Annotated in this window: 20 protein-coding genes and 1 other RNA gene; 14 read left to right on the top strand and 7 right to left on the bottom strand. The window is 63.7% G+C overall.

Features of this window, described 5'->3' with window-relative positions; all coding sequences use genetic code 11:
• Nucleotides 1-7 precede the first annotated feature (7 nt).
• The 5 genes from KG722_RS08215 to KG722_RS08235 form a co-directional block, all read right to left on the bottom strand.
• Nucleotides 8-1,129 (bottom strand): beta-ketoacyl-ACP synthase III, encoded by a 1,122-nt coding sequence (locus KG722_RS08215; RefSeq protein ID WP_213271259.1) that lies wholly within the window; start codon nt 1,127-1,129, stop codon nt 8-10.
• Between the two features lie 126 nt (nt 1,130-1,255).
• Nucleotides 1,256-1,528, bottom strand: coding sequence for a hypothetical protein (locus tag KG722_RS08220; protein ID WP_213271260.1), 273 nt, complete (start codon nt 1,526-1,528; stop codon nt 1,256-1,258).
• Nucleotides 1,525-1,734 carry a hypothetical protein gene (locus KG722_RS08225; RefSeq protein WP_213271261.1) on the bottom strand — a complete coding sequence of 70 codons (210 nt, stop codon included), beginning with the start codon at nt 1,732-1,734 and terminating at the stop codon, nt 1,525-1,527. The genes KG722_RS08220 and KG722_RS08225 overlap by 4 nt, the downstream gene beginning before the upstream one ends.
• Nucleotides 1,731-2,312, bottom strand: coding sequence for a DNA-3-methyladenine glycosylase I (locus tag KG722_RS08230; protein ID WP_213271262.1), 582 nt, complete (start codon nt 2,310-2,312; stop codon nt 1,731-1,733). Before KG722_RS08230 ends, KG722_RS08225 begins: the two co-directional genes overlap by 4 nt.
• Nucleotides 2,305-3,117 carry a folate-binding protein gene (locus KG722_RS08235; RefSeq protein ID WP_213271263.1) on the bottom strand — a complete coding sequence of 271 codons (813 nt, stop codon included), beginning with the start codon at nt 3,115-3,117 and terminating at the stop codon, nt 2,305-2,307. The genes KG722_RS08230 and KG722_RS08235 overlap by 8 nt, the downstream gene beginning before the upstream one ends.
• Nucleotides 3,118-3,654: 537 nt before the next feature.
• On the opposite strand from KG722_RS08235, the gene KG722_RS08240 reads away from it, so the two are divergent.
• The 3 genes from KG722_RS08240 to KG722_RS08250 all read left to right on the top strand — a co-directional run bounded on the left by KG722_RS08240 (nt 3,655) and on the right by KG722_RS08250 (nt 8,903).
• On the top strand, nt 3,655-5,070 hold the full coding sequence (locus KG722_RS08240; protein ID WP_213271264.1) for a M20/M25/M40 family metallo-hydrolase: 1,416 nt from the start codon (nt 3,655-3,657) through the stop codon (nt 5,068-5,070).
• A gap of 128 nt (nt 5,071-5,198) precedes the next feature.
• Nucleotides 5,199-7,067, top strand: coding sequence for a feruloyl-CoA synthase (locus KG722_RS08245; protein WP_213271265.1), 1,869 nt, complete (start codon nt 5,199-5,201; stop codon nt 7,065-7,067).
• Between the two features lie 288 nt (nt 7,068-7,355).
• A complete protein-coding gene (locus KG722_RS08250) occupies nt 7,356-8,903 on the top strand; it encodes an acetolactate synthase large subunit (protein ID WP_213271598.1) in 1,548 nt (515 codons plus the stop codon).
• A 73-nt stretch (nt 8,904-8,976) separates the two neighbouring features.
• On the opposite strand, the gene KG722_RS08255 is transcribed toward KG722_RS08250, so the two are convergent.
• The gene (locus tag KG722_RS08255; RefSeq protein WP_213271266.1) at nt 8,977-11,058 is read right to left on the bottom strand and encodes a S9 family peptidase; all 2,082 of its coding nucleotides are present in this window, start codon (nt 11,056-11,058) and stop codon (nt 8,977-8,979) included.
• A 120-nt stretch (nt 11,059-11,178) separates the two neighbouring features.
• Between KG722_RS08255 and ffs the strand changes: the two genes are divergently transcribed.
• From ffs to KG722_RS08270, 3 genes are all read left to right on the top strand, one after another.
• Nucleotides 11,179-11,271: signal recognition particle sRNA small type (gene ffs / locus KG722_RS08260), an RNA gene on the top strand.
• A gap of 389 nt (nt 11,272-11,660) precedes the next feature.
• Complete coding sequence (locus KG722_RS08265) at nt 11,661-13,529, top strand: ribonucleoside-diphosphate reductase subunit alpha (protein WP_213271267.1); 1,869 nt, start codon at nt 11,661-11,663, stop codon at nt 13,527-13,529.
• 346 nt (nt 13,530-13,875) lie between these two features.
• A complete protein-coding gene (locus KG722_RS08270) occupies nt 13,876-14,733 on the top strand; it encodes a hypothetical protein (RefSeq protein ID WP_213271268.1) in 858 nt (285 codons plus the stop codon).
• A gap of 79 nt (nt 14,734-14,812) precedes the next feature.
• Here the strand turns inward: KG722_RS08270 and KG722_RS08275 are convergent, their stop codons facing one another.
• A complete protein-coding gene (locus tag KG722_RS08275; RefSeq protein ID WP_213271269.1) occupies nt 14,813-15,382 on the bottom strand; it encodes an NYN domain-containing protein in 570 nt (189 codons plus the stop codon).
• Between the two features lie 155 nt (nt 15,383-15,537).
• On the opposite strand from KG722_RS08275, the gene rpoZ reads away from it, so the two are divergent.
• The 8 genes from rpoZ to recO are packed head-to-tail and all read left to right on the top strand — an operon-like array spanning nt 15,538 to nt 22,322.
• Nucleotides 15,538-15,888: a DNA-directed RNA polymerase subunit omega gene (gene rpoZ, locus KG722_RS08280; RefSeq protein ID WP_213271270.1), complete on the top strand. Its 351-nt coding sequence runs from the start codon at nt 15,538-15,540 to the stop codon at nt 15,886-15,888.
• Nucleotides 15,889-15,896: 8 nt separating this feature from the next.
• Nucleotides 15,897-18,164 carry a bifunctional (p)ppGpp synthetase/guanosine-3',5'-bis(diphosphate) 3'-pyrophosphohydrolase gene (locus tag KG722_RS08285; RefSeq protein WP_213271271.1) on the top strand — a complete coding sequence of 756 codons (2,268 nt, stop codon included), beginning with the start codon at nt 15,897-15,899 and terminating at the stop codon, nt 18,162-18,164.
• On the top strand, nt 18,154-18,735 hold the full coding sequence (gene pyrE / locus KG722_RS08290) for an orotate phosphoribosyltransferase (protein WP_213271272.1): 582 nt from the start codon (nt 18,154-18,156) through the stop codon (nt 18,733-18,735). The genes KG722_RS08285 and pyrE overlap by 11 nt, the downstream gene beginning before the upstream one ends.
• Nucleotides 18,735-19,478, top strand: coding sequence for a pyridoxine 5'-phosphate synthase (locus KG722_RS08295; protein WP_213271273.1), 744 nt, complete (start codon nt 18,735-18,737; stop codon nt 19,476-19,478). Before pyrE ends, KG722_RS08295 begins: the two co-directional genes overlap by 1 nt.
• Nucleotides 19,475-19,888 carry a holo-ACP synthase gene (gene acpS, locus KG722_RS08300; RefSeq protein ID WP_213271274.1) on the top strand — a complete coding sequence of 138 codons (414 nt, stop codon included), beginning with the start codon at nt 19,475-19,477 and terminating at the stop codon, nt 19,886-19,888. Before KG722_RS08295 ends, acpS begins: the two co-directional genes overlap by 4 nt.
• Nucleotides 19,885-20,640 carry a ribonuclease III gene (rnc, locus tag KG722_RS08305; RefSeq protein WP_213271275.1) on the top strand — a complete coding sequence of 252 codons (756 nt, stop codon included), beginning with the start codon at nt 19,885-19,887 and terminating at the stop codon, nt 20,638-20,640. The genes acpS and rnc overlap by 4 nt, the downstream gene beginning before the upstream one ends.
• Nucleotides 20,637-21,584 carry a GTPase Era gene (gene era, locus KG722_RS08310; protein WP_213271276.1) on the top strand — a complete coding sequence of 316 codons (948 nt, stop codon included), beginning with the start codon at nt 20,637-20,639 and terminating at the stop codon, nt 21,582-21,584. The genes rnc and era overlap by 4 nt, the downstream gene beginning before the upstream one ends.
• Nucleotides 21,585-21,590: 6 nt before the next feature.
• Nucleotides 21,591-22,322 (top strand): DNA repair protein RecO, encoded by a 732-nt coding sequence (recO, locus tag KG722_RS08315; protein ID WP_213271277.1) that lies wholly within the window; start codon nt 21,591-21,593, stop codon nt 22,320-22,322.
• Nucleotides 22,323-22,387 lie beyond the last annotated feature (65 nt).

Consider the following 22,387-nt stretch of genomic DNA (forward strand, 5'->3'; position numbering starts at 1 on the left):
CGGGCGATCAGCCCACCTTTTCCAGAACGACAGATCCTGCCGAATAGCCTGCTCCGAAGGAGCAGATCAGGCCCCTTTCGCCGTCTGCGAAGTCTTCCGAATGCAGATGGAAAGCGATGATCGAGCCGGCCGAGGACGTGTTGGCATAAGTGTCGAGCACGGTCGGGCTTTCCGCTTCGCTGGCCTCATGGCCGAGCACTTTTGACGAGATCAGCCGGTTCATGTTGGCGTTCGCCTGGTGCAGCCACATGCGCTTGAGCTTTGCTGCCTCAAGGCCGAGTTCCCCGAGATGGGCGCTGATCATCTCCGCCACCATCGGCACCACTTCCTTGAACACCTTGCGGCCTTCCTGGACGAACAGCTTGTCCGGGGCGCCGATGCCGTCGGGCGCCGCGCGGTTGAGGAAGCCGAAATTGTTGCGGATATTGTTGGAGAACTGGGTCTTCAGCTTGGTGCCGAGGATCTTCCAGTGCTTTGCCGGGGCGATGGAGATGTCCTCCACCAGCACGGCGGTGGCCACGTCGCCGAAGATGAAATGGCTGTCCCGGTCGGTGAAGTTGAGATGGCCCGAGCAGACCTCGGGGTTGACCACGAGTACGGACTTTGCATTGCCGGAGCGGACAAAGTCTGCCGCCGTCTGGATGCCGAAAGTGGCCGAGGAGCAGGCGACGTTCATGTCGAAGGCAAAGCCCCCGATGCCGAGCGCTTCCTGGATCTCGATCGCCATCGCCGGATAGGCGCGCTGCATGTTGGAGGCCGCGCAGATCACCGCGCCCACATCCTTTGGGTCACGCCCGGCGCGCCTGAGGGCGTCGCGGGCGGCATGCACAGCCATCTCGGCGAGCACGGAAATCTGCTCGTTCGGTCGTTCTGGAATGCGCGGGGTCATGACATAGGGGTCCAGCACCCCGGCCTTGTCGATGACGTAGCGCGCCTTGATGCCCGAGGCCTTCTCGATGAACTCGACGGAGGAGTGGGGCTTGGGCTCCAAAAGGCCGGAGCTGATATCGGCGGCGTTCTCGAGGTTCCAGTTGTCCGCCCAGGCATTGTAGCTCTCGACGAGTTCTGCGTTGGAAATCGAATTGGGGGGTGTCCACAGGCCTGTGGCGGAAATCACGGGGGTCTGCATAGGGCTCTCCGGCGGCGCCTGTCCGCCCCGAGGCGTCAGGCCCTTCTTGCTATATCCTTATTTTGCAAGCTCTAACGCGCGTTGCAGGCCCAGCACAAGGCTGCAGCGTCAGACCGCGAGGCCTTGTCAGTCGTTCACCTGGCCGGGGCCGCCATAGACCTTGCGCAGCCGCTCGCGCTCTTCGGAGGCCTCGATCGTGTCCTGAAGGGCGTCGATCTGCTTCTGGTGCTCGCCCCTGACCGCCGCAACCACCGTTTCGCGGCAAAGGCGGCGCGCTTCGGGATCCACCTTGTTCTCGCAGGTGGCGAGGGCTTCAGCGCCGGCCTTGTCTTCCCAGGTCGCGCAGCCGCCGAGGGTGAGGCCTGCCAGCAGGGCGGCAGCGGTCAGCGCGCGGTTCACGGGACCCGCTTGCGCTCGGCTTCGCGCTTGGTGGACATGGCGACGTCCGCCACGACGTTCTTCACGCAGCGGTCACGGTCCTCAGCGTCCTCGATGCTGGCGCAGGCATCCAGCGGGTTGGCGTAAGCGTTGGGCTCGGCAGTGCTCTGGCATCCGCCGGCAACGGCCAGAAGGCCCACAGCCGTAACAAACATAAGCGTCTTCATGAAACCTCCCGCACACCCTTGTGTCTGGGGCACCCTACCTCATGATCGTTGACCATGCCAACCGCCTGCGCCCATGCGTAAACGATGGTCGGGCCGACGAACTTGAAGCCCCGTTTCTTGAGGTCCTTCGACATGGCCGCCGACCAGTCCGTGCTGGTGGGCGCGTCACGGAAAGTCTTCCACTTGTTGATGATCGGCTGGCCGCCGACAAAGCTCCAGCAGTAATCGGAGAAATCCTCGCCCGAATCCCTCATCGAGAGGTAGGCCCGGGCGTTGCCAATCACCGCGTCGATCTTCCTGGGGCTGCGGATGATGCCGGGATTGGTGAGGGCTTTTTCAGCGCGTTTCTGCGTCCAGCGGGCGAGCCTTTCAGGGGCAAACCCGTCAAACTCCTCCCTGATGCTCTCCCGCTTCCTCAGGATGGTGATCCAGCTGAGGCCCGCCTGCATCCCGTCCAGCTGCAGCTTCTCCCACAGCCTGCGCGGGTCGCGCTCGGGCACGCCCCATTCTTCGTCATGATAGGCGCGGTAGACCGGATCGGTGGCCGGCGCCCAGCCGCAGGCATGGGGTTCACTCATGGGTGGGAGCCTCAAGATGGGCTTTGACTTCCGCGATCAGCCAGGGCGCGCTGTCGATTTCGGCCGGGGCGCCCTTCACGCTGACGGGCTGCCTGTCCTGCAGCGATTTGGCAAACCTGTCCGTCCGCAGGAGGGCGAGCGCTTCGCCGGCGGCGGCGCTGGTGACTGTGCCCAGAAGGCTCTCCCCGGCGCGTACTTCGGCGCCGGTTTCGAGGCCCTCTCCCTGAAGCCGCACGGTGCGCTTGCGGATGAGACCCTTGCGCTTCATCCGGCTGGCCACTTCCTGGCCGACGAAACAGCCTTTCCTGTAGTCGATGCCGTTCATCACATCCATGTTGATGTCGGTCGGGAACACCTCGGCAGCGCGGTAGTCGCGGCCCCATTCGGGAATGCCGGCAGCGATGGCGAGGGCATCCCAGCGCAGCAGCGGATCTGCCGCTTCGCCCGCAGGCACGATCGACCGGCGCGGCAGCTTCGGCGTGCGCGGATCGGCCAGGCCTTCCACATTGATGGCGCAGACCAGCGTTTCGTCCCGATCGATCTCGACGGACGAGCGCAGCCGGAACATCTTCAGGCGCTTCATCAGGTCGTCAGCCGCCTCGGCATGTACATCGATCAGCACGCCATCGGCGGCGCGGTGGGCGATATAGTCGGCGATGATCTTGCCTTGCGGGGTGAGGAGGGCGCCGTAGCGCGCATCGCCCTCTGCCCAATCGGCGACCGTGTGGGTGACAGTCCGCTCCAGCAGGGCGATGGTGTCAGGTCCGGAAAGGCGGAGTATGGCGCGGTCGGGAAGGCGGTGCATGGCCCTGATCTAGGCGCGGCAGCCTCTGCCCGCAATGCCTTTGCGCCCGGGCCGGGCTCAGCGCTTGAAGATCGTTGCCGTTTTCTTCCAGATATCGCTTGCCCGGCCTGTCGGCGATGACCCGCCCGGCCAGGCAGGGCGTCTCGACGCCTGCCGTGCAGACCGCGCCAAAGCCCGCACATAGCGCCCGCGCCGCGGCAATGATCAGGATCAGCGCGGTGACGACAAATACCCCGGCGCATGTCTGTGACCGTGACGAAACCGATATCCTTGCGGAATATGCTTTGGTCACCGAGGCCGCCTTCCGCCCAGGCCGGGGCGCCATCCTCAAGGGATTTCCCGCTCGCGAACACCTCTGTCTGACCGGTTTCGCCCAAGCTGCATGGGACAGGCGGGGGCGCGAGAACCAGAAGCGGGCAATCACAGCTCTTGCGGCGCCCGCCCGGCTTTGGGGCTTGCCCTTTGCCTCCGGCTGCGCGAGCAGTCGATCCAGAGAGATTTCAGGGCGCCCGCCCGCCGATCACCGAAAGGACCCCCATGCGCTTCATCCCCGGCCTTCTCCTGTCCGCCGCGCTGCTGACCGCCACTCCGATGGCCCTCGCCGAAGAGCGCACCGCCTTTGAACGGCAGGCGCGGGAAATATACCAGACGGCTGTAGAAATCCGCACAGCCAAGGGCCAGTCGAAAGTGCCGGAGCTTGTCGACTATCTCGTCAGTGAGCTGAAGACGGGTGGATTTGCAGATAGCGATATTCTTGTGACGGATCACGAGAGCGGCGGCGAGCCGGTGCAGGGCCTGATGGTCTGGTACCGGGCCGAAGGCACGGCGAGCGAAAAGCCGATCGTTCTGCTGGCGCACATGGATGTGGTCGATGCGCTGCCTGATACCTGGGTGCGTTACCCGTTCGAGCTGATTGAAGAGGATGGATATTTCTTCGGGCGCGGCACCGCCGACAACAAATACGGCGTCACCAGCCTCATCGCCACCTTCCTGCGCCTGAAAGCGGAGGGTTTCAAGCCGAACCGGGATCTTGTGATCGTGCTTTCCGGTGATGAGGAGACCGGCATGATCTCCACCCGCGCGCAGGCAGAATACACCGCGGCAAACATCGACCCGGCCTATGTCCTCAACGCCGACGCGGGCGGTGTGTCGCTGGACATGGATGGAAATGCCCTGTTCTACGGCGTCCAGGGCGCAGAAAAGACCTATGCGACCTTTGAGCTGACCGTCTCCAATCCGGGCGGTCACTCCTCTGCGCCCAGAGCAGACAATGCGATCTACGAGCTGGCGGATGCGCTCAAGCAGATCGAGGCCTACAAGTTTCCGGTCATGTCGAGCCCGCTGACGCGCGCCTCATTGAAGATGGCCGGCGCGCAGACCCCGGGCGATCTGGGCAAGGCCATGCTGGCCTTTGCAGACAATCCTGGCGATGAAGCGGCCATTGCCGTTCTGCGCGCTGATCCCTCCACCGCCGGCACGACCGGTACGACCTGCGTGGCCACCCTGCTGCGCGCCGGCCATGCCGAGAACGCCTTGCCGCAACGGGCAACGGCAACCGTGAACTGCCGCATCTTTCCTGGGGTTGGCATCGCGGCGACCGAGCAGGCCCTCAAGGATGTCATCGGCAATGAGGGCGTGGCGTTCAAGCTGATCTCTGATCTCGTCGAAAGCCCGGAGTCGGAGCTGCCCGACGAGGTCATGGCCGCTGTCGGCAAGGCGCTCGCCGCGCGCGGGATGGAGGGCCTGACGATCTTTCCGAGCATGTCCTCGGGCGGCACGGACGGCATGTTCTACCGCAATCTGGGCTATGACACCCTCGGCATCGGCGGCGGCGCAGCCAAGCCGAACGACACCTTCGCCCATGGCCTGAACGAGCGGATGCTGGTGGATGCCTTCTATGGCGGGCTCGACCATTGGTATATCATCCTCAAGGACCTGGCCGGCGCCGATTAGGCCGCCATCCGGCGCAGCTTGCAGGGCAGGGGCTTGCTCAATCCTGCGGCCTGCGCCAGCTATCAGGCCTGAAAGCGATGTTTCATGGCCGGCAAAGCGCGGCCATGCGGGGAGGATAAAGTTCGCTCATGAGCAAGACTGCGCATATTCCGTTTCGTGAGGTGCCTTACCTTCCGCTGAAGCTGAAGATCGACCGGCGCCCCGACGGCACGATCTATCTCGACAGCGGCCATCCCCTGAAAGCCCATCCGCCGCACATGCTCGCCCCGCTTGTTAAGTGGGGCGCCGAGCGTCCCGATCAGGTCTGGCTGGCTGAACGCTGGCCGGAAGACCCCGCCGCCGATGACTGGCGCCGCATGACTTATGCCGATGGCCTTGCCGGCGTCCGGCGCATCGCCGCCGCCTTCCTCAGCGAAGGGGCAGGGCAGGACGCGCCGGTGATGATCCTTTCGAACAACTCCATCGACAATGCGCTCGTCATGTACGCCGCCATGTGGGCCTCAAGCCCCGCCGTGCCTGTCACGCCGGCCTATGCCACGCTGAGCCAGGATCTCCTGCGCTTTGGCTATATCGACCAGCTGACCACGCCGAAATTCATCTATGTCGAGGATGGCAGGGCCTACCAGCGCGCCCTCGACAGTCTCGACCTCACGGGCCGCCTCGTCATCTATTCCCGCAACGCGCCGGAAGTGCCGCGCTCTGTCAGCCTCGAAGACTTTGCCGGACAGGCCGGGCCCGCCGTGGACGAGGCCTATGCGCGCCTGACGCCCGGAACGGTGGCCAAATACATGCTCACCTCCGGCTCCACCGGCGAGCCCAAGGCGGTTATCAACACCCATGGCATGGTGGCGGCCAACGCCAAGATGATCCGGTCGGTGTGGGACGAGGAACGCCTCGACGCGATCACCGGCGGCCCGCAGGTGATGGTGAACTTCCTTCCCTGGAGCCACACCTATGGCACCCATTCGATTCTGCACAACATGCTCGACTGGGGCGGCACGCTCTATATCTGCCAGGGCGCGCCGACGCCCGCCCGCCTGCCCGAGATGATCCGTAGCCTGAAGGAAATCCCGACCACCCAGCATACCACCGTGCCTCAGGCATGGGCGGCGCTCGCCACCGCGCTGGAACAGGACGAGGCGCTCGCCGAAGTCTTCTTCTCCCGCCTCACCTCCATGGCCTATGGCGGCGCCTCCATGGGGCAGGACATCTACGAACGCATCCAGGAAGTCGCCGTGCGCGTTACCGGCGAGCGTATCTCGCTCTCGGCAGGTTATGGCGCCACCGAAACCTCGCCCACGGCCTCAAACGTCCACTGGCCCAATGACAGGATGGGCCTCATCGGCCTGCCCCTGCCGGGCAACACGTTCAAGCTCGTGCCGGCCGGCGACAAGCTTGAGCTGCGGGTGAAAGGCGTAAACGTCACGCCCGGCTATTTCCGCAACCCGGAGAAAACCGCCGAAGCCTTCGACGAGGAAGGGTATTACAAGCTCGGCGACGCCGTGAAGTTCGTGGACCCCGGCCAGCCAGAACGCGGCCTCGCCTTTGATGGCCGCACGGTGGAGGAGTTCAAGCTCGCAAGCGGCACATGGGTTTCTGCAGGCGCAGTGCGGGTCGCGGCCGTTGCGGCGTGCGGCGGAGCGCTCTCTGATGCGGTCGTCTGCGGTCTCAACAAGGACGAGATCGGTCTTCTCGGCTTCCTCAACCTTGCCTGGTGCCAGCGTCTCGTCGGTGAGGCTTTGCCTGCCGATCAGCTGATCGCGCATCCGAAGGTTCAGGAAGCGGTCAAGGCCGGGCTTGCCGCCCACAACAAGGCCCATCCCAATGCCGCTGCCCGCATTGCGCGTATCCTGCTTCAACCCCAGGAGCCTCGCGCAGACCTCGGCGAAATCACAGAGAAGGGCTATATCAACCAGTCCCGGACGCAGGCCCTGCGCGCTGATCAGCTCGACCTGCTTTATGCGGCAGATGCCGCTGCGGGAAAAATCCTGATTTAAAGGCACGTTAAAGTGCTGAAAACTGCATGTGTCGGGAAAACTGCCCGAATAAGGGCTCGATTCCTTATCCAATCTGCTTAATTATGCCCCCGGAGCTGCCGGGTAACCGGAAGCTTCAGCCATTCCCCTTTGGCTTGGGCGGGTCGCGGATAATCTGGAAACGCCCCTTGTTTCCAAATTGCCTGCGGCCCGCTTTGGTTTTGCCCCGGCGCCGAAACCCGCTAGGGAACGCCAGCAACATATTCAGGGGAGGCTTCGCCCATGTCCGACATTGAAACTGCCGCCACGATGACCGGCGCCGAGGCGCTCGTTTCCACTCTGGCCGATCATGGCGTCACCGCCTGTTTTGCCAATCCCGGCACCTCGGAGATGCATCTTGTCACCGCGCTTGACCGCGAGCCGCGCATCCGTTCGGTGCTTTGCCTCTTCGAGGGCGTGGCAACCGGCGCGGCCGATGGCTATGCCCGCGTCACGGGCCGGCCTGCCATGACGCTCTTGCATCTGGGCGCAGGCTTCATGAACGCCGGGGCGAACATCCACAATGCCAAGCGCGCCTGGACGCCGATGATCAACGTGATCGGGGATCATGCCGTGCCGCATCTGCGCTATGACGCCCCGCTCACCTCCAACATCATGGGCCTTGCGGGCCCGAACTCTGTCTGGATCAAGTCTGCCGATCATGTCTCCGCCACCGGCGATCTCGCCGCCGAGGCCTGGGCGGCGAGCTTTGGCCCCGTGCCCGGCCCGGTCTCGCTGATCCTTCCGGCCGACTCCGCCTGGACCGAAGGCGCAAGGCCCGGCCAGACCCGCGCCCAGCCTTTCCTGCGCGCGCCGGACGCGGCCCGCATCGAGGCGGCCGCCAAGGCCGTGAAGTCCGCGGGGAAGCCGATGATCCTGATCAGCGGCACGGCGCTCACCGGTCCGGGTCTGGGTCATGCGGCCCGCCTGAAAGCTGCCGGCATCCGTGTTCTGACGGATACGTTCTTTCCGCGGCAGGTGCGCGGCGCGGGCATCTTTGCGCCCGAGCGGATGCAGTATTTCGCCGAAGGCGCAATGGCAGACCTTGAAGGCACAGACCTGATGCTGATCGCCGGCACGCAGGTGCCCGTTGCCTTCTTCGCCTATCCCGGCAAGCCAAGCCTTCTGGTTCCCGAAGGCTGCACGCCAATGGTGCTCGGCGGCCCGGAAAGCGACAGCGCCGCCATCCTCGAAGCCCTTGCCGACACGCTTGGCCTGACCGAAGCGGCCCCTGTGCAAGCGCTTGACCTGCCTGCCGCGCCCACTGGCGGGCTGAATGCCGCCACCATCGGCGCCTCCATCGCGCGCCATATGCCCGAAGGCACCTTCGTCTCTGATGACGGGGTTTCCAACGGCCTGCCAAGCTTCATGATGACCGGCCGGGCGCGCCCGCATGACTGGATGATGCTGACCGGCGGAGCGATCGGGCAGGGCATGCCGCTGGCGCTGGGCGCTGCCATCGGCGCCAAGGGCCGCAAGGTACTCTGCCTCACGGGCGACGGCGCGGGCATGTATACCAACCAGGCTCTCTGGAGCATGGCACGTGAGAAGGCAGACGTCGTTACCGTCGTCTTCGTCAACCATTCCTACCGTATCCTGAACATCGAGCTCGCCCGCACCGGAGCCGGTAATCCCGGCCGCGTGGCGGCAGACCTCCTCGGCCTCGGCCGCCCGGAGATCGACTGGGTGAAACTTTCCCAGGCGCAGGGCGTGCCGGCGGTCGACGCAACAACGGCGGAGGAATTCGACGCAGCCCTCGCCCGTGCCTTCAGCGAGCCTGGCCCGCACCTCATCGCAGCGCATGTGCCTGCGCGCTAGGGCGGCGGGATCAACTAAAAAAGCCCCCGGAAGAAATTCCGGGGGCTTTACTTTCTGACCCAGATCCCGAGAGCTACTCAGCTGCGTCTTTTTCCTTTTTCGCCGGATCATATCTGGCAAACCAGCCCATGATGTTGTCCGTCTTGGCTATCAGGCGGCTGGGGCGGGCGGCGATATAGTGCGGCGAGCCGGGAATGCGGATGAGCGCGGTATCGACCCCGTTCATCTTGAGGCCCGTATAGAACTGCTCGGCTTCCCATGTCGGTGTACGGAAATCCTCTTCGCCCACCATCATCAGGGTTGGCGTCGTCACCTTGTCGACATAGCGGATCGGCGAGCGCTCAAGGAAGGCTTCCGGGTTGGACCAGGGGTCTTCGCGTATCCAGTGGCGCCGCACGAACTGGGCAATATCGGCTGACAGCGCCATTGTCATCCAGTTGATCACCGGCTTGACCGAGGCAGCGGCCGCAAAGCGATCGGTCTTGGTCACGATCCAGGCGGTCAGTATGCCGCCGCCTGATCCTCCGGTTACGAACAGACGGTCTTCGCTGACATAGTTGCGCTTCACCAGCTCATCCACGACGCTCATCAGGTCGTAATAATCATTGCCCGGATAGGCCCGGTCGATGGCGAGTGCGAACTCTTCGCCATAGCCCGTCGAGCCGCGCGGGTTCGTCCAGACAGTGACATAACCTTCGGCCGCAAAGCGCTGGATTTCGCTGGCAAAATAGGGGCCATACATCGCATAGGGTCCGCCATGGATTTCCATGATCATCGGGAAACTGCCATCAGCCTTGAAGTCCGGGGGCAGGGCGACCCAGGCTTCGATCTCCAGCCCGTCATGGCTGGACGGCACCTTCAGCTCCTCGACGCGCGCCATTTCCAGATAGGGCAGGATGTCCTCATTGAGGGCCGTGGCAACCTTGGCGCCCTTGCCGTCGATCCCGGCAAACGCCACTTCAGAAGGCCGCCCCGCAAATCCGGCAGTATAGGCAAGGACGGGCTTTTTCCCTCCGCTGACGGAGAAGCTGCCATCGGCATAGGGTCGCCCGATCGAGGCGCCCCCAATATCGGTCACGAGTTTTGTGGCACGGCCGTTGAGATCAATCCGGAAAAGGCTGAGAACGCCGTGATCTTCAGACAGCACCAGCAGGCTCTTGCCATCGGGCGCCCACAGGGTCTGGCCGATGCTGCCGGGGAAGTCGGCCGCGATTTCCCGCGTGTCGCTGCCGTCGGCATTCATCAGGTAGAGATTGTCCTGTTGATAGGAGAGCACCTTGTCGTCAAACCCGCGATAGGCAACCGTCTTGCCGTCAGGCGAGACAACCGGGCCGTAGTCCGGCCCGTCGCGGCTCGTCAGGGGGCTGATCGAAAGGTCGGCCAGGCTGACCGCATAAAGTTCGCTCTCCACAGGATCGAGGTCTGCGTCCTCAGCGAGATTGCCCGAGACCAGCAGAGTGCCATTGCCCAGCCAGGCCGGGCCGCCGAGGTCGTTGTCTTCAAACGTCACCTGACGCGGCGTGCCGCCGTCCACGGGCAACACAAAGATCTGCGTCGTGCCGTCCTTGAGATAGCCAGCCCCGTCAAAGCGGAACTGGAGGCGGTCATAGACCCTGACCGGATCGCTCCATTTACCGCCTTCTGGCGTCGCGGGCGCCTTTGCAAAGCTCGGCGTTTCTCCGGGCACGAACATCGAGAAGGCAATGAACTTCCCGTCCGGCGACCAGGCAGGCTGCGACGGCGCCTGCAGGAACTGGGCGAGCGGGTGGCTGCGCCCGGTGTCGGGATAATAGACGCGCAGTTCCGGCTTGCCGGCCGCGGCGGTCGCATAGATCAGGCGCGAGCCATCAGGCGACCAGCGCGGGTTGGACGCGCCTTCGGCGCTCACCACCAGCGGGCGATGATTGCCGGTAGCGGTGTCGATGCTCCAGAGCTGGCCCGTATCCCGGTCCGTCATCCTGTCCATCGACCGGCGGACATAGACGAGGGTTTTGCCGTCCGGGGAAACCTGCGGATCGGTCGCGTATTCCATGTCGAACACGCGCTCGGCGGTAAAGCGCTTGGACGGCGCCTTGTCTTTCTCTGTGTCTGCCATGGCCGGCGTGATCGCCAGCAGGAGCGAAACGCTCGCCACGGTCATTATGCGGGAAAACATAGATAGCCCCTCCATCCGCAATTTTCTGTGCGCTTGGCGTAACATGCTGAATGCGCTGGGCAAGGGCCGGCGGCGATCCGGGCTTGCGATTCGGGGCCTGCTCACGCATATAGCCCTCGGAGGCAGGCGGCGGACGGGCCGCTCGCCAATCGGGTCAGGCGGGGAACCGAGCAGCCCTAACGAGCTTCAGTCCGGGTCGTTTGCCTGTCTCCACCCACTCCCCTCATTCGCGAATCCCGAATCTGCGTCACAAGCGCGGGGCGATTCTGTTGAGATGCGGTGCCCCACACCAGCGCCAGAGGCGGCCAGCCTCCGGCAAGCGTTCGCCGGGGCGGGAAAATTCATCAAATGAGCCTCTTTCACGCCTGCACCATAAGACGCTACACTCCCTTTGAATCGCCCGTATTCACTGGAACAGGGGCGCCCGGTTAAGCGTTTGTTTACCGGATTTCCACGGTCTTCTTGACGGATTTGCGAATTGACCGTTGACCGGAAATTAACCTTCCGACACTATATCTTGTGTCGGGGCAAAGGAGTGAGACCACATCTGGTTTAACTCCCGCGATATCCCTATATCCGCAGGAACATCGAGGAGGGTGGCCATGTCGGCAACCAACGCTAAATCCGTCGCCAGTGAAGCCGCCCGCAAAGGCAAGCCGAAAGCTGGTGGGGGCGCGAAAGTGGCGCTCGTGCCGGTCAACCAGGTTGTGACCGACCCGTCGCGCGACGCGTTGCTGACCGATTTTGGCAAGAAGACGCTCGACGACCGCTACCTGCTTCCGGGCGAGTCGTATCAGGACATGTTTGCCCGCGTCGCCACCGCCTTTGCGGATGATGCCGACCATGCCCAGCGTATCTATGACTATATCTCGCGCCTCTGGTTCATGCCGGCGACGCCTGTGCTCTCCAATGGCGGGGCCGATCGCGGCCTGCCGATTTCCTGCTTCCTCAACCAGGTCGGCGATTCGCTGGACGACATCGTCGAGACCTGGACCGAGAATGTCTGGCTCGCCTCCAATGGCGGCGGCATCGGCACATATTGGGGCAATGTCCGATCGATTGGCGAAAAGGTCGGCCAGAACGGGCAGACCTCCGGCATCATCCCCTTCATCCGCGTGATGGACTCCCTCACCCTCGCGATCAGCCAGGGCTCGCTGCGCCGCGGCTCGGCTGCCTGCTATCTTGATGTGCACCACCCGGAAATTGAGGAGTTCCTCGAAATCCGCAAAGCCTCGGGCGACTTCAACCGTAAATCGCTGAACCTCCATCACGGCATCAACATCACCGACGGCTTCATGGAAGCTGTCCGCAGTGATGAAGACTTCGGCCTGATCAGCCCGAAATCGGGCGAGGTTCTTAAATACGTCAACGCCCGCAAACTCTGGCAGAAGATCCTCGAACTGCGCATGCAGACCGGAGAGCCCTACCTCCTGTTTACCGATACGGTGAACAATGCCATGCCCGCCCACCAGAAACGGCTTGGCCTCAAGGTTACCCAGTCGAACCTCTGCTCGGAAATTACCCTGCCGACCGGCGTCGACCATCGCGGCATCGACCGGACGGCTGTCTGCTGCCTTTCTTCGGTCAATGCCGAGACCTTCCTGGAATGGTCGAAGGAGCCGATGTTCCTGGAGGACGTCTTCCGCTTCCTCGATAACGTCCTGGAAGACTTCATCCAGCGCGCCCCGCCGGAAATGGCCCGCGCCGTCTATTCGGCCAAGCGCGAGCGCTCTGTCGGTCTCGGCGTCATGGGCTTCCACTCCTTCCTGCAGGCAATGAACGTCTCGCTGGAAAGCGCGACCGCCAAGGCGCTGAACCTCAAGATATTCAAGCACATCCGTCAGGGCGCGGATGCAGCCTCGGTGAAACTTGCCAAGGAACGCGGCCCCTGTGAAGATGCCCGCGATGTCGGCATGATGGCCCGCTTCTCCAACAAGCTCGCCGTTGCCCCCACCGCGTCGATCTCGATCATCTGCGGCGGCACCTCGGCTGGCATCGAGCCCATCCCGGCCAACGTCTACACCCACAAGACCCTCTCGGGCTCCTTCACGGTGAAGAACCAGCAGCTGGAGACCCTGCTCGAATCGAAAGGCCTGAACTCTGACGAGATCTGGAATTCGATCCTCGAGCATGAAGGCTCGGTCCAGCATCTTGATTGCCTTGACGCGCAGGAGAAGGATGTCTTCAAGACCGCCTTCGAGCTCGACCAGCGCTGGATCATCGAGCTGGCGGCCGACCGCACGCCGTTCATCTGTCAGTCGCAGTCGCTGAACCTCTTCCTGCCGGGCGACATCAACAAGTGGGACCTCCACATGCTCCATTGGACGGCATGGGAGCGCGGCCTGAAATCGCTCTATTATTGCCGCTCCAAATCGGTCCAGCGCGCGGCCTTTGCCGGGTCTGAGAGAGCGGAAGTCGAGAAGCTCGAAGTCGAGAGCACCGACTATGACGAGTGCCTTGCCTGCCAATAAGGCTGGCTGCCTGACTTGAGTGCATTCCATCAAAGGGCGCTGGCTGATTCTGGCTGGCGCCCTTTTTGCTGCGCGAAGTAAACAGCTGTTTGGCCAGCTTTTCGTCAATTTTCTCAACGTGTTAATCAATTCCGACCCCGTATCGCAGGGGCAGGTTTGTCAAAAAAATTTTTAGAATCTGGAACCTGTAGCGGTTTCTACAGAACGGAGCGCAATGGCCGTCTGTTAATCTCTTCGGGGCGGAATCCGGGTTGGGCCGGTTTTCTCTTCATGATATTGGAACTGATAAGGGAGACCTTCGTTAGACATTATGTCGCGAGGAGCTACCTTGAGAGGCGTCAGACTTATGATGATTGCGTTTGCAACAGGTCTTGCATCACTGGCCTGCCAGGGCTGTGTCTCCGGCGATGCCATGAATGTCGCCCGGTATGAGCCAGCTGCCGAGCCCTCCCTCGGCATGACGCTCGCAGTTCCCGGCCTTATGGGCAACGGCGCGCTGAACACCCCTTCGGCAGAAGCATCCGCCTCGCTCGCCGCCACCACGGGGGCGCAGGCCATCACGCAGCTCGCCTCGCAGGGCGCGCCAATTTCCGTTGTGGCTGTTGCAGGCCCGCCGCCGGCTTTCAGCCTGACAGGTTCGGGCGTCACGGGCATGTCAGTTGTCGATACCAATCTCGGCTGGAGTGGAAGCCCCGCGCTCGCGCGCGTCGCTGCCCAGCTCTCCGCGCGCCGCGCGGGCCAGCCCATTGAAGTTATCCAGGACGTGTCGATCGGGGTCTCCATCGCCGCGCCTGCAGACCGCACCGGCCTTGCCTTTGATGTCGGGCTTGCTCCGCGCGTCGCCATCCGCGACCAGGGCGACCTGTCGAGCCAGCGTTTCGGCGGTGAAGTCCGTCTCGGTCAGGGTCTCAATATCGTCAACCAGAGCGGCCAGCCGGAAGGCTGGTATCTGTTCCTCGGCGCGGACGGGGAAGCCCTCGTCTGGGACAATGATGGCAGCCTGCCGTCGATCGGCGATGTGCTGGACGTCCAGATGACCGACCAGGTCACTGTTGGCGACCTTCAGGCAGGTCTCTCGATCCAGCGGGCAGGGGGCGAGCTTTCGCTCAGCTATATCCGCCGCGAAATGAAGTTCAGCGACCGCAACCGCAGCCTCTCGGACACTGAGGACTTCGCAGGGATCACCTTCACCATGCGCCGCTGAGCCTCCGGGCTCGCAAGTTTCCAATCCTGACACTCAGTTGGCCGGATAAATCCGGGTGACTTGGTCTGTGACGCCGCCCTCAATCGTCCTGATCAAGCGGCGGAGCGTCGCTCATGTCGCGGCGGGGGCGGGCAACGAGGTCGCCCAGATCGGTCAGTTCGATGAAGGTGTCGGCTTCCCGGCGCAGGTCGTCTGAAATCATCGGCGGGGTCGCGTTCATTGTCGAGACGACCGACACGCGCACGCCCTTGGCCTTCACCGCTTCCACCAGCCTGCGGAAGTCGCCATTGCCGCTGAACAGAACGATATGGTCGCAGTAAGCCGCCGCTTCGAGCATATCGACGGCAAGCTCCACATCCATGTTCCCGCGCACGCGCTTGCGCCCTTCGCGGTCCACAAACTCGCGCGCCGGCTTCTTCACGACGTTGAAACCGTTATAGGCCAGCCAGTCCACCAGCGGCCGGATGGGGCTGTATTCATCGCTCTCCACCAGCGCGGTGTAATAGCTCGCGCGCACCAGCCGGCCTCGCGACTGGAACTCCTTCAGCAGTTTCCGGAAATCGATCTCCAGCCCGACAGACCGGGCGGCGGAATAAAGATTGGCCCCGTCAATGAAAAGCGCCAGGCGCTCATCCTTGTAAAAAGCCATTGGCTTTATCCTTTTCTTCCAATAGGGAGGGGCCAAATTCATGCCCAGGCGCGTTTACGTTCCGGAATACCGGTCCCTTGCAGAGTCTGCAAGGACGGCTTGCCGTGGCGTGCTGCAGCGCATATAAAGGGCGGTTCTTCAGGAGAATACCCCGCATGGCCCGCGTTACCGTAGAAGACTGCATCCAGAAGGTTCCCAACCGCTTCGAGCTCGTTCTGCTCGCAGCCCACCGCGCCCGCATGATCCGTGAAGGATCGCCGCTGACCGTGGACCGGGACAATGACAAGGATCCGGTCGTTTCCCTGCGTGAGATCGCTGAAACCTCGGTCGACCTGAAAGTCGTCAAGGAAGCCCTTATCTCCAACCTCCAGGACATCCGTCCGGGCGAAGAGAATGAGCGCGAAGCCGACCGCGTCGCCCTGCAGGCAGCTCCTGCCGCCACCGAAGAAGATGTTCTGCGTGCCTATCAGGCAGAGCTCGAATCCGGGCGCGACGACCGGCTCTAGGAGACTCAATGGACGGCAGCGCCCTTTCCGGACCGGAAAAAGGGGCTGGCACAGGGGCTGGCAAACCGGCCCCTGCCGGCGATGCTGCGTCTGAACTCCCGCATTTCCTCTCCCGCGAAGAGCTGATCGCCAAGGTCCGCGCTTATCACCCGCGCGTGCGGTCTGAACTCCTCGGCCTCGCCTATGATTTCGCCAAGAAGCATCACGGTGAACAGTCCCGCGACTCGGGCGAGGCCTACTATTCCCACCCCGTTCAGGTCGCCAGCCTCCTGGCCGACGTGAAGCTCGACGAAGTCACCATCGTCGCCGGCCTCCTGCACGACGTGGTCGAGGATACAGAGATCGACATCGGCGACATCGAAGTCCGCTTCGGTCCGCATGTGGCCGAACTCGTCGACGGCGTCACCAAGCTCGACAAGCTGGATTTCACCTCCAGGGAAACCGCGCAGGCCGAGAACTTCCAGAAGTTCATCCTCGCCATGACCGGCGACCTGCGCGTGCTGCTCGTCAAGCTGGCCGACCGCATGCACAACATGGAGACGCTGCATTTCCGCAAGAAGCTGGAAAGCCGCCAGCGGACGGCGCGCGAAACCATGGACATCTACGCGCCGCTGGCGCGCCGCATCGGCCTCTATGACATGGCCGCGCGGATGGACGACCTTGCGTTCAAGGAGCTCAACCCCGAGGCCCGTCGCGCCATCATCTACCGGCTCGAAGAGCTGGAGCGCGAGAACAAGAACGACCTCGGACGGATCCGCGCCGACCTGACGCGCATCCTCAGCGAGGCAGGCATACGCTGCCGCATCAAGGGCCGCCGCAAACAGCCCTATTCGCTGTGGCGCAAGCTTGAGCGTAAATCGATTTCCTTCCGCGATGTGGCTGACCTCTTTGCTTTCCGCATCATCGTCCCGGATGTGACCGACTGCTACCGCGTGCTGGGCGTCCTGCACACGCATTGGGCCTGTATTCCCGAACGCTTCCGCGACTTCATCTCCGTGCCCAAGCCCAATGGCTATGCCAGCCTCCACACCACCGTGCGGGCGTCGGGTAATCGCCGCGTAGAGCTGCAGGTCCGTACAGAGACGATGGACCTCACCGCCGAGCTCGGTGTGGCCGCCCATTGGGGCTACAAGAACCGCGCTTACGGCTTTGACGCAGACTCCGCGCGCGCCGCCGGCCTTGATCCGGAAGCCAACCTCAAAGCCTTTGCAGAGCTTCTGCGTGACGGGGCAGAGCCCGGCGAATTCCTCGAGCATGCCAAGCTCGAGATGTACCGCGAGCACGTCTTTACCTTCACGCCCAAGGGCAAGCTGATCATCCTGCCGGCCGGCGCCATGCCGCTGGACTTTGCCTATGCCGTCCACTCCGCCGTGGGTGACACAACCATCGGGGCCCGGATCAATGGTGAGGAGAAATCCCTCCGCCGCCCGCTCAAGAATGGCGACGTGGTCGACATCATCCGGGGCAAGACGCCCGAGCCCATCCGGGGCTGGGAAATGCTCACCCATACCGGCCGCGCCAAGTCTGCCCTGCGCCGGCTCGAGCGCGAGCGCGAGATCGCCGAATTCCGCCGCCTTGGCGAAGGCCTCATCAACCAGGCCCTGCGCCGCGCCGGGGCCGACCCGGTCGACGTCATGCTGATGGATGTCGCGCAGAAGTTCGGCTTCAAAACGCTGGACGACATGCGCGAAGCGATCGGCCGGGGCCGGTTCAAGACCTCCACCCTCGTCCAGACCGTCTTCCCCGGCTACCAGCCCGAGCGTACCGATGACGCGGCCAAGACCATCATCGACGCCGACCATGTGCCCCTCTTCGTCGAGGGCCGAACGCTCACCCCCGGCGTGACGCTGCACCTGGCCACCTGCTGCCACCCGCTCCCGGGCGACCGCATCATCGGGGTTCAGGTGCCGGACAAGGGCCTGATGGTTCATGTTTCCAGCTGCCCGCGCCTTGCCGAATATGACGACCGGCCCGAGCTCTGGCACGACCTGAAATGGACCGAGCTTGCCCGCACAGACGCCGTCGCCGTTACGCGCATCCGCGTCAACGCTTCCAACCAGCGCGGCGTTCTGGCCAAGCTCTGCGCGGCGGTGGCCGAATCCAATGGCAACATCATCGGGATTTCCACAGCCTCCCGGCATCCCGATTTCATCGAACTCGTTATGGATATTGAGGTTGAAGACCTGAAGCGTATGACGCAAATCCTAGCGGCACTGCGGTCTCTGGCCGTGGTAGACCGGGCCATACGCGATCAGGAGGGACAATATGACCAGTGAAGACGTGCTCGCCGTGTTCAAAGAGGCGGGCGCATTGCTGGAGGGGCATTTCATCCTCTCCTCCGGACGGCGCAGCCCGGTCTTCCTGCAGAAGGCGCTCGTCTTCTCGCGGCCGGACCTGTCGGAGAAGCTCTGCAAGGCGCTCGCCGCCAGGCTGACGGCAGATTTCGGCAAGATTGATGTGGTGGCCGGCCCGGCGGTCGGCGGCATCATTCCGGGCTATGAGCTTGCGCGTCACCTCGGCGCGCGCGCCATCTTTGCCGAGCGCGTGGACGGCCAGCTCCAGTTCCGCCGCGGCTTCTCCATTGCGGCCGGCGAGCGGGTCCTGATCGCCGAAGACATCGTGACAACCGGTCTCTCTTTCCGCGAAACCGTCGAGGCGCTGGCCAAACTTCCCGGCGAAGTCGTCGGCGGCGCCTGTATCATCGACCGCTCGGGCGGGCGCGCCGATGTCGGCTGCAAACTGATCTCGCTCGCCCAGGTGAATTTTCCGGACTATTCGCCCGATGATCTGCCTCCGGAGCTTCAGAAACTGGAAGCCATCAAGCCCGGTTCGCGGGGCCTTGCCTGATGACCGGCCGTCTCCGCCTCGGGGTCAATATTGATCATGTGGCAACCATCCGCAACGCGCGCGGTGGCGCCCATCCCGACCCCATGCGCGCGGCTGAAATAGCCGCCGCTGCGGGCGCAGACGGCATCACCATTCACCTGCGCGAAGACCGCCGCCACATCCGTGACGGCGACCTTGAAGCCATCCGCGCCGCCACCCACCTGCCGATCAATCTGGAAATGGCGGCCACCGACGAGATGACGGAAATCGCCGTCCGTTTCCGCCCCCATGCCGCCTGCATCGTGCCCGAGCGGCGCGAGGAACGCACCACCGAAGGGGGCCTCAATGTCGCCGGTTTGCACAACCAGATTGCCCCTATCGTCAGCCGCCTGAATGAAGTTGGTGCGCGCGTCTCCCTGTTCATCGAGCCTGACCCGGTCCAGATTGCTGTGGCCGAAGTGCTAAAAGCGCCCGTCGTCGAGCTGCACACCGGCCGATATGCCGAGCTCTGGATCGAGGGCGGGGCAGAGGCCGCTGCGCCTGAGCTCGAACGTCTGAAACTCGCCGCCGCCGATGCCCGCCGCCGGGGCATCGAGCCCCATGCCGGCCATGGCCTCACCTTCGAAAATGTCGGTCCGATCGCAGCCATCGCCGAAATTGCCGAGCTCAATATCGGCCACTTCCTCATCGGTGAGGCCATCTTCATCGGCCTCAACGCCGCCATCCGCGAAATGCGCCGCCGCATGGATGAGGCGCGGCGATGATCATCGGCCTCGGCAATGATCTGTGCAATATAGAGCGCATCCAGCGCTCGCTCGATCGCTATGGCGAGCGCTTCGAGCAGCGCGTGTTTACGCCTCATGAAATCGCCAAGGCGCGCGGCCGCCGCCGCGTGGCGGAAACCTATGCCAAACGCTTTGCCGCCAAGGAGGCGATGGCCAAGGCGCTGGGCACGGGCGTGCCACGCGCGGGCGTCCACTGGAAACATCTCGGTGTCATCAATCTTCCTTCCGGAAAACCCGGCTTTGAGCTCTCCGGCGGCGCGGCCGCGAGACTCGCAAAGCTCACTCCGCCGGGCTACCGCGCCGTGATACATCTAACGCTCACCGATGATCACCCCTGGGCCGAGGCGCAGGTGATCATCGAAGCGCTCCCCATGATCGAGACATCATGAAGCCCGCCCGTCCCAAACGCACGCGCCAGCGCGCCGCGGTGAAGGCTGTCCGGCCTTCGCTGCAGCCTGACGCGCTGAAAGAAGCGCAGGAGCTGATCGGTTTCAAGTTCAAGGATGCCGCAAGTCTTGAGCGCGCACTGACCCATCCGAGCGCTATCCCGCCTTCGGGCGATACGGTGAAACTCTCCAACCAGCGTCTCGAATTTCTCGGAGACCGGGTGTTGAACCTGCTGATCGCAGAGCGCCTGATCGAGCGGCGCCAGTCCGACAGTGAAGGCGATCTTGCCCCGCGTCTCAACCGGCTGGTCAAGAAGGGCGCCTGCGCAGAGGCCATGCGCCATCTGGGCCTGCAGCGTTTCATCCTTCTGTCCGACAGCGAAATCGCCGCCGGCGGCCGCGACCGGGAATCGACCCTGGGGGATGCCTGCGAGGCGATCATCGCGGCGATCTATCTGGAAGGCGGTCTCAGCGCCGCGCGCAAGTTCGTCGAGCGGGCATGGGCGCCCCAGTTCGAGAACGCGCCGGCTGAAACCAAGGACCCCAAGACCCTCCTTCAGGAATGGGCGCAGGGGCAGGGCCATCCGCTCCCGGAATATGTCATCACCGGCCGATCGGGCCCAGATCACGCACCCGTTTACGAGGTGGAAGTCCGCCTTCCCGCCGGCAAGGCTGCCGCGACAGGATCATCAAAGCGCGAGGCGGAGCGTCATGCTGCCGCACTGATGCTCACGACACTGACAGGAACAGAATGACCGAAACAGAAATCCGCCGCGCAGGCTTTTGTGCCGTCATCGGCGCGCCGAACGCCGGCAAGTCGACGCTCACCAACCGCCTCGTCGGGGCCAAGGTCGCCATCGTCACTCACAAGGTGCAGACGACCCGCTTCCCCGTGCGCGGCGTCGCGCAGGTGGGCGACACGCAGATCGTCATCGTCGACACGCCCGGCATCTTTGCCGCCAAGCGCCGTCTGGACCGCGCCATGGTCAAGGCCGCCTGGGGCGGGGCCGATGAGGCAGATTGCGTCGTGCATCTGGTCGACGCTTCGGCCTGGGTCGCCGAACAGGCCGGCCGCACCAGCGCTGGCCAGCGCCACTCCCTGGAAGACGACCGCCGCGTCATCGAACAGCTCAAGGAAGCGGGCAAGCGCGCTTTCCTCGCCCTCAACAAGATCGACCTTTTCCCGCATGATCAGGTCCTGCCCGTCATCGCGGCGCTGAATGAAGCGGGCGTCTATGATGAGATCTTCCTGATCTCTGCGGAAAACGGGGAAGGCGTCGACACGCTCGAAGCCGCCATCGCAGCCCGCATGCCTGAAGGCCCCGCGCTCTATCCGCCAGACCAGATCGCCGATCTGCCGATGCGCCTGCTGGCGGCGGAAGTGACGCGCGAAAAGCTCATGCTCCGCCTGCACCAGGAGCTGCCCTACCAGCTGATGGTCGATACCGAAGCCTGGGAAGAGCGTGCTGACGGGTCTGTCCGTATCCAGCAGGTCGTCATTGTCGGCCGCGATGGCCACAAGGCCATGGTGCTTGGCAAGGGCGGCAGCCTGATCAAGGAAATCGGCCGCCAGGCGCGCCTTGATCTCACCGCCATGCTCGACCGCCCGGTCCACCTCTTCCTCTTCGTCAAGGTCGACGAACGCTGGCAGGAAAAGCGCGAGCGCTATCAGGGCATCGGCCTGGAGTTTGATGTCTGAGGGTTCATGAACTGGTCCGATGACGGAATAGTGCTGGGAGGGCGCCGCTTCGGGGAAGGCGGCCTGATCCTCGATGTGCTGACCCGTGAGAAGGGCCGCCGCTCCGGTCTCGTCTATGGCGGCGCCTCCCGCCGCAAGCGGGCCCAGTTCGAGGCTGGCAACACCATCGCGCTGAGCTGGACCGGACGCCTCGATGACCAGCTTGGCCGTTTCGATGTTGCCGAAGCCCGGAAAGACCGCGCTGCCCGCCTGTTGGACGATCCTGCCGCGCTCGCCGCGCTCTCGGCCATCACCTCCCTCCTGCGCGGGGGCCTGAACGAAGGCGACGCTGCAGGCTCCAGCCTCTACGAGGCTACCACCGTCCTTCTCGATGAGCTTGTCCATCCAGATGTCTGGCCCGCGATTTATGTGCGCTGGGAACTCGGCCTTCTCTCTGCGCTGGGCTTCGGGCTCGATCTCGACGAGTGCGCCGTCAGCGGCGCCAATGACGGCCTCACCCATGTCTCCCCGCGCACCGGCCGGGCGGTGCGCGGCTCCGAAGCCGAGCAATATGTCGACCGATTGTTCGCCCTGCCAGGGTTCCTCGTCGATACGCGCGCCGACATCCTGCCCGGCGACATCGCCGCCGGCCTGCGCCTTACCGGCCATTTCATCGAAAACCGCCTCTTCGCCTCGGTCCATCGCGGCCTGCCGCCCGAGCGCGAACGCCTCCTCCGGCGGATCGCCCGCCCAGCCTGAACCTCGCTCATTCAGCCAGTATTCACCCGGCCGCGTAAAGTATAGGGGCGGGGAGTTGATATTGA

It is taken from the genome of Hyphomonas sp., from assembly GCF_018402285.1.
Taxonomy (GTDB): Bacteria; Pseudomonadota; Alphaproteobacteria; order Caulobacterales; family Hyphomonadaceae; genus Hyphomonas.